Source organism: uncultured Parvimonas sp. (assembly GCF_963524015.1).
Taxonomy (GTDB): Bacteria; Bacillota; Clostridia; order Tissierellales; family Peptoniphilaceae; genus Parvimonas.
The window spans coordinates 332874-347361 of record NZ_CAURDT010000001.1; the positions used below are offsets into that span (position 1 = coordinate 332874).

General features: G+C 28.2%; 11 protein-coding genes and 1 pseudogene. 1 reads left to right on the forward strand and 11 read right to left on the reverse strand.

Annotated features, from left to right (window positions below; genetic code table 11):
* Positions 1 to 4 precede the first annotated feature (4 nt).
* The 6 genes from rplW to RWJ08_RS01590 all read right to left on the reverse strand — a co-directional run bounded on the left by rplW (position 5) and on the right by RWJ08_RS01590 (position 4514).
* Complete coding sequence (gene rplW / locus RWJ08_RS01565; protein WP_172965474.1) at positions 5 to 295, reverse strand: 50S ribosomal protein L23; 291 nt, start codon at positions 293 to 295, stop codon at positions 5 to 7.
* A complete protein-coding gene (rplD, locus tag RWJ08_RS01570) occupies positions 292 to 915 on the reverse strand; it encodes a 50S ribosomal protein L4 (protein ID WP_009372601.1) in 624 nt (207 codons plus the stop codon). Before rplD ends, rplW begins: the two co-directional genes overlap by 4 nt.
* A 17-nt stretch (positions 916 to 932) precedes the next feature.
* Positions 933 to 1559, reverse strand: a complete 627-nt coding sequence (gene rplC / locus RWJ08_RS01575; RefSeq protein WP_293440729.1) for a 50S ribosomal protein L3 — start codon at positions 1557 to 1559, stop codon at positions 933 to 935.
* 52 nt (positions 1560 to 1611) lie between these two features.
* The gene (gene rpsJ, locus RWJ08_RS01580) at positions 1612 to 1947 is read right to left on the reverse strand and encodes a 30S ribosomal protein S10 (protein ID WP_004833624.1); all 336 of its coding nucleotides are present in this window, start codon (positions 1945 to 1947) and stop codon (positions 1612 to 1614) included.
* A gap of 346 nt (positions 1948 to 2293) precedes the next feature.
* Entirely contained in the window at positions 2294 to 3505 is a 1212-nt protein-coding gene (locus RWJ08_RS01585; RefSeq protein WP_313960831.1) for a DNA recombination protein RmuC, read from the reverse strand.
* A gap of 7 nt (positions 3506 to 3512) precedes the next feature.
* Entirely contained in the window at positions 3513 to 4514 is a 1002-nt protein-coding gene (locus tag RWJ08_RS01590; RefSeq protein WP_009372533.1) for a polysaccharide deacetylase family protein, read from the reverse strand.
* Between the two features lie 342 nt (positions 4515 to 4856).
* Here RWJ08_RS01590 and purB point away from each other — a divergent pair, with 342 nt between their 5' ends.
* Entirely contained in the window at positions 4857 to 6287 is a 1431-nt protein-coding gene (gene purB / locus RWJ08_RS01595) for an adenylosuccinate lyase (protein WP_313960832.1), read from the forward strand.
* 108 nt (positions 6288 to 6395) lie between these two features.
* Here purB and RWJ08_RS01600 read toward each other — a convergent pair whose 3' ends face one another.
* The 5 genes and pseudogenes from RWJ08_RS01600 to lon form a co-directional block, all read right to left on the reverse strand.
* Positions 6396 to 8108 (reverse strand): M3 family oligoendopeptidase, encoded by a 1713-nt coding sequence (locus RWJ08_RS01600; protein WP_313960833.1) that lies wholly within the window; start codon positions 8106 to 8108, stop codon positions 6396 to 6398.
* A gap of 120 nt (positions 8109 to 8228) precedes the next feature.
* Positions 8229 to 9560 (reverse strand): annotated as a pseudogene (locus RWJ08_RS01605) (aminopeptidase C).
* A gap of 124 nt (positions 9561 to 9684) precedes the next feature.
* Positions 9685 to 11373 carry an ABC transporter ATP-binding protein gene (locus RWJ08_RS01610; protein WP_313960834.1) on the reverse strand — a complete coding sequence of 563 codons (1689 nt, stop codon included), beginning with the start codon at positions 11371 to 11373 and terminating at the stop codon, positions 9685 to 9687.
* A gap of 163 nt (positions 11374 to 11536) precedes the next feature.
* Positions 11537 to 12127 (reverse strand): ribosome biogenesis GTP-binding protein YihA/YsxC, encoded by a 591-nt coding sequence (yihA, locus tag RWJ08_RS01615; protein WP_313960835.1) that lies wholly within the window; start codon positions 12125 to 12127, stop codon positions 11537 to 11539.
* A 1-nt stretch (position 12128) separates the two neighbouring features.
* Entirely contained in the window at positions 12129 to 14477 is a 2349-nt protein-coding gene (gene lon, locus RWJ08_RS01620) for an endopeptidase La (RefSeq protein WP_313960836.1), read from the reverse strand.
* Between the last annotated feature and the right edge of the window lie 11 nt (positions 14478 to 14488).

Here is a 14488-nt window from a genome sequence, read left to right on the forward strand (position 1 = left end):
TATATTAAATACTTTCAAAAAATTCAATTTCTTTAGAATCTTCTGTAAGAGTAACAATGGCTTTTTTCCAATCAGGTCTTTTGCCAACATTAGCTCCCATTCTTTTTTTCTTACCAGTAATATTCATTGTATTTACTTGTTTAACTTTTACACCAAAAATTGTTTCTACGGCTTTTTTAATTTCTGATTTATTAGCCCTAGTATCAACTTTGAAAGTGTATCTTTTTGATTCCATATTTTCCATTGAACGTTCAGTTACAACTGGTTTAATAATAATATCATATGCTGTCATTATGCATACACCTCCTCAATTTTTGATAAGGCATCTTTTACGATTACAAGATTATCAAATCTCATTAAATCATAAACATTCATATAATCTACAACAACAGTTTCAACTTTTGGAAGGTTCGCGAATGATTTTACAATCATTTCATTTCCTTCTGGTAAAACTATCATAGTTTTTGTTTCTAAGCTTAAATTTTTCAAAATTTCTTTTGCTTTCTTTGTGCTGAATGCATCAACTGTTAAAGCATCTAAAATTCTTAACTCTCCTTCAAGAACTTTTGAAGAAAGAACTGATCTCATAGCAAGTCTTCTTACTTTCTTAGGAACTGAGTATCTATAGCTTCTTGGTTTTGGTGCGAACACTACTCCGCCACCTTTCCATTGAGGAGCTCTTATACTACCTTGTCTAGCACGACCAGTACCCTTTTGTCTCCAAGGCTTTCTTCCACCCCCACGTACTTCCGCACGAGTTTTAGCAGATTGTGTGCCTTGTCTTCTATTAGCTAAATGGTTTTTTACTACTTCATAAACAACATGTTCATTAACTTCAACACCAAAAATAGCTTCGTTTAATTCTATATCACCAACAACTTCTCCTAGTTGGTTATAAACATTAACCTTAGGCATTATTTATCCTCCTTAAACTATCTTTTAACCGCTTCTCTAATTGTTACTAAACCACCTTTAGGTCCTGGAATAGCACCTTTTACAAGAATTAGGTTCTTTTCAACGTCAACTTTTACAACAACAAGATTTTGAACAGTACTCTTTTCATTTCCCATTTTTCCACTTGCTTTTCTACCTTTAAGTACTCTACCTGGGTAAGTACCTGCACTTCTAGCTCCAGCTACTCTATGGGATTTAGAACCATGTCCTTCTGGACCTCTTCCGTAATTCCATCTCTTTATAGCGCCTTGAGTACCTTTACCCTTTGAAGTTCCGATAACATCAACTTTATCTCCTTCAGCAAATAAGTCAACTTTAATTTCTTGACCAGTTTCAAAAGTTTCGCCTTCGTTTAATCTAAATTCTCTTACAAATCTCTTATATCCAACACTTACTTTATCAAAATGTCCTTTAAGAGGTTTTGTAACCTTTTTTTCTTTTTTGTCTACATATCCACATTGGATTGCATTATAACCATCAGTTTCAACAGTTTTAACTTGAGTAACGAACATAGGGCCCGCTTCAACAACTGTTACAGGAACAACTGCTCCATCTTCAGTAAAAATTTGAGTCATTCCAATTTTTTTACCTAAAATACTCTTCATTGAGTACACCTCCTATTACTTACAGCGGATTGATTTACAATCATTCTAAGATTTATAACTTAATTTCGATATCTACACCACTTGGAAGATTCAATTTTTTTAAACTTTCCAAAGTTTTTTGGTTTGGATTTAGGATATCAATAAGTCTTTTATGTGTTCTTTGTTCGAATTGTTCTCTACTATCTTTGTATTTGTGAACAGCTCTTAAGATTGTAATGATTTCCTTTTCTGTTGGTAGTGGAATAGGTCCTGATACTTCTGCACCAGTTCTCTTTGCAGATTCCACTATTTGTTGCGCTGAGCTATCGATTAATTCATGATCGTAAGCTCTTAATCTGATTCTGATTTTTTGTTTGTTTGCCAATTTTTTTACCTCCTTGTTTCGCATGTTTTGGCATCATGCAACTAGGTCCTCCGTATCAACTCATCCGTGTGTTCCATTTTCACTTCCAAAAAATACGGCGACCCGTCGCCGAAATCTAGTTCGACATACTCAGAAATAATTACCTCAAAAGGCTATAAAACAGCCATAATTTGAGCAACCTATTTCGTCAACGCCTATTATGTGCATATGAGCACTCATATATTATACTATATCATTTCTATTATTGCAATACTTTTTTTAGATTTTTTTAAAAATTTTATAAAAATTTTTTCACCATATATTGTAAAATTAAGTTAGCTACATATAAAAAAAGATAGTGTATAATTTTTATACACTATCTTAACTAAATTTATTCCTCAATTTTTAAAACTTCTTCCATTTCTTCTTTTTCAAATACCTCAACATTCTTGATATTATCAAATCTTCTTGTTATCTTTGTTGAAGTAGTAAAAATATCTTTTACATCTTTACTTACCTTGTTTATATCTTTTTCTAATGTTTCCCATCTTTTTGCATATCTTTCAAACTCTGCAGAGAGCGAATTTAATTCTTTTTGAATCTCTAAAGCATATTGAGATTGCTTTAAGTTTTGAGAAACAGCTTGTATTGTTGTTAATATCGCCATCATTGTTGTTGGAGACGTAATCCAAACTCTCTTTGAATACGCATACTCAACAATTTTAGGCATATAAGCATTAAGATAAGCAAATATAGCTTCTGCTGGCAAAAACAAAATGGCCTGATCTGTTGTTTCGTTTTTTATTATATATTTAGAAGAAATATCATCAATATGTTTTTTTAAATTTTGTTCAAAACTCTTTTCGTTTTCCACCTTGTTTTCAGATATATCTTCAAAAATTCTCCTATAATTTTCCAATGGAAATTTACTGTCAATGCAAATAGTTCCAACTGGTTCTGGAGCAAATATCACTGCATCTGCCATCGTCCCATTAGAAAGTTTATATTGTTTTTGATAAATTTCATTATTATTTCCAAAAGCTGAAGTCAAAACTTGATATAATTGTACTTCACCAAATATGCCACGAGTTTTTTTATCAGTCAAAACATTATTTAAATTTTGAACATTATTAGATAAAAATTCCATCTTTTTTTGTGCTTCATCAAGCCTTCCTAAACTTTGCATAACATTACTAAATGTCTTTTTAGTATCTTCAAAACTTTTTTCAAGCTTAACTTCAACACTTTCATTTATCTTATCAAGTCTACCTTCTACAACAACAGTAAGATTTAAGAAGTCCTTTTTCAACTCAGATTTTAATTTATCATTAAAATTAAAAATTGAATCAATATTTTCTTTACCTGCTTTTATAATATTATCATTAGTGGAATTTTTAAATTCAAGCAACTGATTGGAGATTTTTTCATTATTTCCATTTAATTTTTCGTTTAATTTATTAAATTCATCCGAAAAACTAAGTTTTAACTTTAGAATATCTTCATCTCTTATTATATCATCATTTGATTTTTTCAATATTTTTAAAATCAAAACAATGACAATAACTACTAGTAAAATTAAAATCCCAATTAAAAAATAAATCATATTTCACCTATTTTAAAATACCAAACTCATATCCATTAGATTTAAAATAATCAATTATACTAGGCAAAGTTTCTACAGTTAAATTCTTTCCTTGAGAATCATGCATTAAAACAACAGCAACATTTTGTTGTTTCCAATAGCTCAAAGATGTTTTAACATATTTTAACATTTCTTCTTTATTAGTTGGTCTAACCTTTTGTGGTTCAGCATCACCAGATAAACTATTCCAATCTATCCATTCAAGTCCCAAACTTTTTAGAACTTCATCACCATTACCAGCATTTTCAAGACCTTTCCAGGACATATGTCCGCCTGGATATCTCCAAACCCCAGTATTAAATTTATCTCCAAGAAGTTCCTTTAATCTTGATAAAGTTTTTTCTGCTTCATCTTTTATAACGGATGCATTAGGAACTCTATTTGGATATAGTTTATTATAATCATGAGAAAAACTATGAATTGCTATTCCATGTCCTTCTTTTAATTCTCTTTCCAAATATGGCTTTGCTTGATCATTTAATGTTTTACCAACTATAAAGAAAGTAGCTGGAACTTGTTTTTCCTTAAGAATATCTAAAACTTTATCTGTAATTCCAGGAGTAACACCATCATCAAAAGTTAAGAACACCATTTTCTTTCCAGTATATTCTTTTTTACTCATGATATAGTCTCTAATTTCAGCAGTATCATAAGCATAAGAATCTGCAGACTTTATGTGGCTTCCAGATTCTGAAAAATCTATACCATTAGAATCTTGTTTTTCTGGTTCTTTTTCAGTTGTGTTTTGTTTTCCCTCAGAATTATTATCAGATGTATTTTTTTGCTCATTTTCATTATTTTTATTTTGTATTTGTGTTTTATTTTGATACATAACACTTAAAACATATTTACCACCTAAAAAGACAAATAGTGCTAAAAAAACCGCAGTTATTATAACAAAATTTTCTTTTCTTCTTCTTTTCTTTTTTTTCTTCTTTGTTACTTTTATTTTTTCTTCATTATCTATCATTAAATTTACCTCCTAATTTAGTACAATTATTTATTTCCAATTAATAATTGTATATCCCCTATAGTTTAAGCCCATAGTCTAAAGCTTCATTTATTATAACATATTTATAAATATATTGTAAACTCAATTATTAGAAATTCAATTATTTTTTTATTTATTATTCGAAAAAACATATATATTTTTAAAAAATAAATAATGATACAAAAATTAAATTAATATATATTTTTGTTTTAAAAAAATTAATATAATATGATATAATATAGCTATAAATATTTACCCATTATTTTTTAGATATATGGATAAAATTAAATTATGTATTAAAAAATTAACTGAGGAGTTTTTATGAACGATATTTATTCAAATCCACTAACAAAAAGATATTCAAGTAAAGAGATGAGTTACATTTTTTCCGATGAATTTAAATTTAAAACTTGGAGAAAATTATGGATAACTCTTGCCAAAGGAGAAAAAAGTTTAGGGCTAAATATAACTGATGAGCAAATTAAAGAACTTGAAGCCTTTAAAGAGGATATTAACTTTGATATAGCTTTAGAAAGAGAAAAAATTGTTAAACATGATGTTATGAGTCATGTTTATGCTTATGGAGTTCAGTGTCCTAATGCAAAAGGGATTATTCATTTAGGTGCTACAAGTTGCTACGTTGGTGATAATACTGAACTTGTAGTTATGAAAGAAGCACTCTTAATTGTAAAGAAAAAAATTATAAATGTTTTAAATTTATTAAAGAAAAATGCTCTAAAATATAAAAACATTCCAACTTTGGCTTATACGCATTTTCAAGCAGCTCAACCAACAACAGTTGGAAAAAGATTAACACTCTATATGCAAGACTTACTTATTGACCTTGAAGAATTAAATTTCATATTGGAAAACTTAAAACTTCGTGGTGCAAAAGGAACAACTGGAAGCCAAGCATCATTTATGGAGTTATTTAATAATGATGAAGAAAAAGTTAAAAAGCTTGATAATTTTATTGCTTCAGAAATGAACTTCAAAGGAGTTTATGCTGTTTCAGGTCAAACTTATACAAGAAAAATTGATAGTAAAGTTTTATTTTTATTATCAAATATAGCACAATCTGCACATAAATTTTCAAATGATTTAAGATTATTACAACATCTTAAAGAAATTGAAGAACCTTTTGGTAAAAGTCAGATTGGATCATCTGCTATGCCCTATAAGAGAAATCCTATGAAATCAGAAAGAATTGGAGCTTTGTCAAATTTTGTTATTTCAAATGTAATGAATCCATCTATAACTTTTGCAACACAATGGTTTGAAAGAACTTTAGATGACAGTGCAAATAAAAGACTTTCAATTTCTCAAGGATTTTTAGCAGTAGATGGAATATTGAATCTCTATGCAAATGTAGTTGATGGAATGGTAGTTTATGAAAAAGTAATCGAAAAACATTTAATGGCCGAATTACCATTTATGGCGAGTGAAAACATAATGATGAATCAAGTAAAAAAAGGTGGAGACAGACAGGAACTTCACGAAAGAATCAGAGAACTTTCTCAAGTTGCAGGTAAAAATGTGAAAGAAAAAGGGCTTGAAAATAATCTATTGGAATTAATTGAAAAAGATGATTTCTTTGATATAAGTAAAAATGAACTCAAAGAAGTACTTAATCCTATGAAATATGTTGGAAGATGTCCTTCACAAGTTGATGAATTTATAGAAAATGAAGTTAATCCTATTTTAGAAGAAAACAAAAATCTGATTGAAAATATAAAAGAAATTGAAATATAAAAAACGCTCCAAACGGAGCGTTTCTTTTATTGTGAAACAACAAGGTTCTCGGAAACCCACCCAATGCGAAGCATCGTGGAAGGGTGAGGTTCTTATTTACTTTATTTCTTAAAATTTACTTGCATCAACAGAATTTAGATATTCTTCTATTGGTTCAACAGCTTTTTTAATGGTTCCGTCTATAAACGGATTTTCTAATTTTGCTACTTCAAGAAGTTGTAAGAAAGGTTTTGTTCCACCTGTTTTACATAATCTTAAATAATCTGCAAAAGCAGTTTTATGGTCTTTCCTATCCTTATTCCAGAATTGGAAAGCACATACTTGAGCCAAAGTATAATCTATATAGTAGAAAGGCATTTGATAAATATGTCTTTGTCTAAACCAAAATCCACCATCTTCTAAAACTTTTATTCCGTCATAATCTCTATGTGGCAAGTATTTCTTTTCCAATTCTCTATATTTTTCACGCCTTTCTTTTGGAGAAAGTTCCGGATTTTCATATACAACATGTTGAAATTCATCAACTAATGCTCCATAAGGTAAAAACATCAAACAATGAGTTATATGTTTATATCTAAATTTATCAGCTTCTTCTTCAAAGAACAAATCCATCCAAGGCCAAGTGAAAAATTCCATACTCATTGAATGAATCTCTGCTGATTCCATTCCGGGCCAAATATATTCAGGAATATAATCTCTTGATGAAAAAACCTGAAAAGCATGACCTGCCTCATGAGTCAAAACCTCAACATCATGAGTAGTTCCATTAAAATTCGCAAATATAAATGGACTTCTCCAATTTCTTAAATAAGTACAATATCCACCGGCAGCCTTAGTTGATTTTGCATCCAAATCAAATAAATCTTTTGTTTTCATAAAGTTAAAGAACTCTTTTGTTTCAGGAGATAACTCACTGTACATTTTTTCAGCTTTTTCAACCATCCAATCCTTTTTTCCATGCGGAGCAGGATTTCCTGACTTAAAAAATATAGGTTCATCATAAAAAGTAAGTTTATCCAGACCGATTCTCTTTCTTTGTTCTTCTCTAATCTTATTACAAATAGGAACAATAGTTTCTACAATTTGTTTTCTATAGCCTTCAACATCTTTTGCATTGTAGTCAACTCTGCCCATTTTTTTATAGCCAAGCTCTATAAAGTTTTTATAGCCCAATTTTTTAGCCATTTTATCTCTTATTTTTACAATTTTATCATAAATTTCATCTAATTTTTCAGTTTGTTCTTCATAAATTTCTGATATAAGATTTGTAGCTTTTCTTCTAACATTTGCATTTGAATCTTGAGAATGTTTAGCAAGTTGAGTAAGGTTTAATTGTTCCCCGTTCCACTCTTTTGAACAAGAAGATAAAAGTTTTTGATATTCCATAACAACTTTTGCTTCTTCAACCAAATCATCCATAATTGAAGGATTAAAAGTCAATAAATAATTTTCATATTTTTGGAATAAATAAACTCCAAATTTTTCTTCAAGCTCTTTTCTGAATTTATTATTAACAAATTCTCTTATATATTCAACCTCGACTTCTTGAACTTTTGGAGCATTTTCTTGGATGAATTGCATTTCCTTGTCAAAAAATTCATCTTTAGTATCAATTGAATTTTTAACATGAGCTAAAGCAACCATACTATCAGCATCTGAACTTACTTTATTAAGTTCATTATAAGTTTCAATTGCCTCTTCACTTGTTTTAGCTTTTGCAAGTCTTTCAGTCAAAGCTCTAATGTCAGCTCTAAGTTTTTCAAAGTCGGGACGAATATATTTATAATCCTCAAACTTTAAATCTAAATTTTCTTTAGCCATAACTACCTCCTATTTAATTAAAATACAAGACTATTTTAACATAATTTAATGATAAAAAATAGCCTTATAAAGATTTAAAAATTCAAAAAAAGGAATTACCGCAGTAATCCCTTTTAAAATTTATCTTTTTAGCATCATTGCATATGGTTCCCAAGGTTCAATCTTTATAGATTCTTCTTCTAAACCTTTTAACCATTTTTCATCAACGAATTTTTTATCTACTATTGCTGAAATATTTTCATTTGTAAACCAAGAGTCGCTCATTGAGAATATTCCCTTTTCTCCAACTTCATCTCCCCAAGAGTTTTCAACTTGCCACTTAATTGGATTCCCATTTTCATCCAAATCAACTCCTACAAATGTCATAGCATGAGTTAAATCTGTATATCTATAGTCAATTCTGTCGGCTTTAGAAAATTCTCCAAGTTCTGTTAAAGTTTCATCATAATTAAATAAATCTTTATCCATTATACCTAATTTTCTATCACAGTTCTTCATAACATCACAAGCAAACCACACAGCTTCTCCAGCTTTTATAGATGCGATTATAGCTTTTTTAATGTCTTCTTGAGGAACATTTAAAGAAGCAACAGGATTTCCTTCTCTAACAGATTTAAAATATTTTAATTCTATTCTTTTACCAAATGGATACTTGCCCCTTGGATCTTCAATTAAATCAACTTTATTTTCAAAGTAACTTCCAACATATTCTTCATAGAATTTTTTTGGAGTTAAATTTGTAATCTTTTGGAATTTATCGTCTTTATCTGTATATTCAAAATCAAAAGTTTCTGGTAATTTTCCTAGAACTTTTGTACAAATATTATAAACTTCATAAAGAGTTTCTTCTTTTAATTTCTTTAATTCTTGAACTGAAGCTCCATTTGAATGTGCTTTTCTCATATTCATTGCAGTTCTCTTTAATCTTACATTAATTTGTTCAACAAAAGCACCAGAATCGGATGAACTGAAAGTTTCTGGCATAACTGATTTAGGAACAATACCATGTTTTGAAATTAAGTCATCAAAGCATTCAAAAAAGTTTCCATCATCAGCTCCTAAATCTAACAAACTATCCATAAGTCTTGATCCTAATGGTTCATCTATATGTTCAATCATAAGTTCTAAGAAATTATTTGATTTTTCCATTTTATCCATAAAGAAAAGATAAACTTGTGAAAACTCAAAAGTTTTTAAATTAAGTTTTTCCATAACTTTTAGTCTTAAAACATTAAGTCCTGAAAACATCCAACAACGTCATGATTTCTTTTGATTTGTAATTTCAGCTTTCTTTACACTGTCTGAAAACTTAAAATTATGAAATCTTAAAGCATCATTATTAATTGAACTATCTTGAATACCATTTTTAGCAATTGCATTTGAAATTACTCTACTTGATAAATCGCTTTCAAAACGTTCTTTAAATTTTTCCATCATTTCATTTGTTACCATAAACTATTCCTCCATTTTTTTATTTTTAACATACTCATAATATCACAACAAAAAAATTATTTCAATAGATTTTTAAATATAATTGATATTTTTTATCAATTTATTTTTTACAAAAATTTTATAATTAATTATTCTCAACTTCAGAAATTGTATATAACTTCTTAAAGTATGAATCAAAACTCATAAGTTCTTCAAAATTACCTTTTTCTTCTATTTTCCCATCTTTTAATACCAATATTTTGTCATATTGTTTTAAATTTTCCTTTATTAATCTATGTGTTACAGAAATCAATGTTATATTTTCAAGTTCAAGTAGTCCCTTTTCTATTGAAAATGCAATTTCATTATCCAAACTTGATAAAATTTCGTCAGCAAGTATTATCTTTGTATCCTTTATCAAAGACCTTGCAATTGAAATTCTCTGTTTTTCTCCTCCTGATAAATTATTTGCGTTTTCAGAAATCAATTCCTTATCATACAATCTATCCAAATATTTACCAAGTTCAGCTTTCAATATAACATCTTTTACTTTTTCTTCCGAATAATCTTTACTAAATAATGTTATATTATCATATAGGCTTCCTTTGAATAGAAATACATTTTGATTAATTGTTGAAATTAAATTTATAATAGAATTTCTTGAAATTTCATCCAAATCAGTTTCGTCTATATAAATTTTCCCCTCATTTGCTTTAATTCTTTTTGAAATTAGCTTCATCAAAGTTGATTTTCCACTTCCTGATAAACCTACTAAAGCATATTTTTTACCTTTTTCAAAATCAAAGTTTATATTTTCTAAAACTTTTTTATCATCATATTTAAAGCTAACATCATTTAAAGAAATCTTATTATTAAAGTCTTTAATTTCTGTTATTTCAACATTTTCTTCTGAAATTAAAGTATTTTCTATTTTATTTAATATTTTATCAACAGACTTAAATTTACCATAAGATTCTATTGCAAACATCAAAGGATTCACAATGTGATTTGTAAGTTGCACACAAACAATCATTTGTCCAAGTGTTATAAATCCTTTATATGCTAAATATCCACCACAAACAAAACCACCTAAAAATGTAAAACCTCCAAAAAAATATGAAATCATAGTTACTAAACTATACCTTTTTTGATATGCAAGTCCTTTATCATAAACATTTTTTGAGTTATTATAAAACACTTTTGAAATAAATTTTTCTAGTCCAAATACTTTGATTGTTTCATAACCATTAAAATATTCACTTGTTCTTGCAGTATATTCACTTTGAGAATTTGAAAATTTCTCTTTAAAAGTTTTTAAATTTTTCATTGGAATATTTCCAAACGCAAATGAAATTATAGACAATATCATTAAAGCAATCGTCATTTGATAGGAAACATAGAAAATTGTCCCAAAGGCAAAAAGAAACAAAAATCCTGATTTAACTAAATTTAAAAATGTTCTAAAATACTCTGTTTCTATAGTATTAATATCATTAGTAAGAATTGAAATCTTATTCCCTACATCATTATTATAAAAACTTTCAATATCTTGTTTTATTAAATTATTAAATATGTAAATCTTTGTATCTAAAGACATTTTAGCTACAAATTTATAACTCATAACTTCATAAATCCATTTAAAAACGCTCTCTGTAATAAGTAAAGCAAAAGTATAAATCATAACCTTAGAAAATTGCATATTTATTGCTCCACTTGCTGAATCTATAACATAACCAAAAAACATTGCAACTCCAATTTCCAATGAAATATAAATAAACATAACTACAAAAAGTGGTAGCAAAATATTCAAATTATTTTTCCATATTTTTTTCATAATATTTCCTCCTCAACAGATAACCTTTTCAAAGAATATCATATTTATAGCACTATTTTAGAAGAAACAGGTTAAAAAGTCAATAGTAAGGACTAGCTTTAATTCAATTATAAATCTTAAATTAATTGCTATTAACAAGAAATATAGACTAAAAAAGCTGCGATTACTCACAGCTTAATATTTCTTCTATTTTATTATGGACTGCCTCTAAATTCGCTTTTGAATCTGAACTAAATGGAATAACTAAATTCATATCCTTTATTCCTAAAATTTCTCTAACAACTTTTAAATGTTTATTCCATTGTCCTTTAGAAATTTTATCAGCTTTAGTTGCTATAACATAACCACTAAATCCATATTCTAAAAGCCAGTTATACATCATAACATCTTCCTTACTAGGAGCATGTCTAATATCTACGATAAGAATAACTTCACACAAATTTTCTCTATTAGAAAGATAAGTTTCAATAATTACTCCCCATTTTTCTTTTTCACTTTTAGAAACTTGTGCATATCCATATCCTGGCAAATCTACTAATCTAAATAAATCATTTATTTTATAAAAATTTACTGTTCTTGTTTTTCCAGGTTTGGAACTAGTTCTAGCTAAATTTTTCCTGTTTATGAAAGCATTTATAAAACTTGATTTTCCAACATTACTCCTACCAGCAAAGGCAACTTCTTTTAAATCAGAATCAGGATACTGTGAAATAATCGCAGCAATTTGTTCTAATTCACTTGAGATTATTTTCACTTTACACCTCTTTTTCTAAAACTAAATCTAATACTTCACAAACATCAGAAACTGTATAAATTTTTAAAGTTTCTCTAATTTCTTCAGGAATTTCATCAATATCAACTTCATTTTCTTTTGGAATAATTATATTTTTTATTCCATACCTATTTGCTGCAAGGATTTTTTCTTTAAGTCCTCCTATTGCTAAAACTCTTCCTCTTAAAGTTACTTCCCCTGTCATTGCAAATTGTCTATTGACTTTCCTATTTGTAAGAGCACTGACAATTGCTGTTGTCATTGTTATACCAGCAGATGGACCGTCTTTTGGTACTGCTCCTTCAGGAACGTGAATGTGTATATCTTTTTCCTTATAAAAATCTTCTTTAATATTAAATTTATCAGCTTTGCTTCTAACAAATGAAATTGCAGTCATTGCAGATTCCTTCATAACATCACCAAGTTGTCCAGTAAGCTGAATTTTTCCTGTTCCATTTACAATATCAGTTTCTATTGTTAAAAGTTCTCCTCCTACTTCTGTCCAAGCCAATCCGTTTACAAGTCCAACCCTATCTTCTTTTTCCAAAATATCATCATGGAATTTTTTCTTTCCTAAGAAATCAACAAGATTTTTTGAATTAACTGTAACTTTTTTACTTTCTTTTGAAACTAAAATCACAGCTGCTTTTCTAATTATTTTTTCAATCATTCTTTCCAAATTTCTTACACCGGATTCTCTAGTATAATATCGAATGATATCTCTTACTGCATCAGCTTTTATATCAAGCATTTTTTTAGTCATTGAAAAGTTTTTAAACGCCTTTGGAATCAAATGATTAATAGCAATTTTTTCTTTTTCATCATAAGTATAGCTTGAGACCGGAATAATTTCCATTCTGTCAAGTAATGGAGATGGAATTGTAGCAGTTGTATTCGCAGTAGTTATAAACATAACTTTTGAAAGGTCAAAAGGAATATTTATATAATTGTCAGTAAACTTATTGTTTTGTTCAGGATCTAAAACTTCAAGCAATGCACTAGAAGGATCTCCTCTAAAATCATTTGAAACCTTATCAATCTCATCAAGTAGCATTACTGGATTATTAACTTTACATTGTTCTAATAAAGTTAAAATTTTACCTGGCATTGCTCCAACATAGGTTCTTCTATGACCTCTTATTTCACTTTCATCATGAAGTCCACCCAATCTCATAGAAACAAATTCCCTATTCAAAGATTTCGCTATAGATTTTGCGATGGAAGTCTTACCCACTCCTGGTGGGCCAACTAAACAAATTATTGAGCCTTTTTGATTATTTGAAATTTTTCTTAAGGCTATTGATTCTATAATTCTATCCTTAACATCTTTAAGTCCAAAATGGTCTTTATCTAAAATTTTTCTAGTGTAAGCAACATCTAATTTTTCTTTTTTTGACTTTTTCCAAGGCAATGTAACTATTTTATCAAGATAACTTCTAATCACATTTCCCTCAGGTGAGCCTGATGGTATTTCAGAAAGTTTTCTAATTTCCTTAAATAACATTTCTTCAATATTTTCATCAAATCCAAAACTCATTATGGTATTAGCATATTCATCCAATTCAGAGCTTAAATCTTCTCCATCTCCAAGTTCTTCTTTTATTATATTAAGTTGTTCTCGAAGATAATATTCTCTTTGATTTTTATTTAGTCTTGAAGAAACCTTTCTAGAAATACTTTCTTCTAAGAATGATAATTCTATAGAATTTTGTAAAATTTCATAAAGTTTTTCAAGTCTTTCTCTCATATCAAATATTTTAAAGTTTTCATAATGTTCATCATCGGATAATCTAATTATATAACTTGCTACATTATTTGTAAATTTATCCATATTTGAAGAATTTTGAACACTTATTTCAGTATCAACATCTAGATGTCTTTTCTTAGCTGTATATTCTTCAAATGCAACTTCAACCATATTTCGTAAAGTTGCCAATTCAGAGTCTACTTCTTCTCCAACTTCATCATAATAGAATTCTTCAACATCAGCTGTTAGAAATTTACCATCATCATAAATTTTCTTTGCTCTACATCTACAAATACCTTCAGCTAAAACTCTAGTTATTCCATTATTCATCTTTAAAATTTGTTTAACGATAACAACAGTTCCCATTTCATATAAATCTTCTGCCTTAGGATCTTCTGTCCTAATATCTTTTTGAGTAAAAGCAACTAAAATTGAATCCTTTTTTAATGCAGACTCTATTGCATCTATAGACTTTTTTCTTCCTGCATCAAAATGAACAACAGAATAAGGATAAATCCAAAGTCCTCTAAGTGCTATTACAGGTCTATTTAATTTTTCTTCAATATTAAAATTTATATTGCTCATAAATATTTTTC

What these genes read in the sequence shown, in the direction of transcription:
- rplD (WP_009372601.1), bottom strand. Translation starts at nt 915, where the DNA reads ATGCCTAAGGTTAATGTTTATAACCAACTAGGAGAAGTTGTTGGTGAT.
- rplC (WP_293440729.1), bottom strand. Translation starts at nt 1,559, where the DNA reads ATGAAGAGTATTTTAGGTAAAAAAATTGGAATGACTCAAATTTTTACT.
- rpsJ (WP_004833624.1), bottom strand. Translation starts at nt 1,947, where the DNA reads ATGCGAAACAAGGAGGTAAAAAAATTGGCAAACAAACAAAAAATCAGA.
- RWJ08_RS01585 (WP_313960831.1), bottom strand. Translation starts at nt 3,505, where the DNA reads ATGATTTATTTTTTAATTGGGATTTTAATTTTACTAGTAGTTATTGTC.
- RWJ08_RS01590 (WP_009372533.1), bottom strand. Translation starts at nt 4,514, where the DNA reads ATGATAGATAATGAAGAAAAAATAAAAGTAACAAAGAAGAAAAAAAAG.
- purB (WP_313960832.1), top strand. Translation starts at nt 4,857, where the DNA reads ATGAACGATATTTATTCAAATCCACTAACAAAAAGATATTCAAGTAAA.
- RWJ08_RS01600 (WP_313960833.1), bottom strand. Translation starts at nt 8,108, where the DNA reads ATGGCTAAAGAAAATTTAGATTTAAAGTTTGAGGATTATAAATATATT.
- RWJ08_RS01610 (WP_313960834.1), bottom strand. Translation starts at nt 11,373, where the DNA reads ATGAAAAAAATATGGAAAAATAATTTGAATATTTTGCTACCACTTTTT.
- lon (WP_313960836.1), bottom strand. Translation starts at nt 14,477, where the DNA reads ATGAGCAATATAAATTTTAATATTGAAGAAAAATTAAATAGACCTGTA.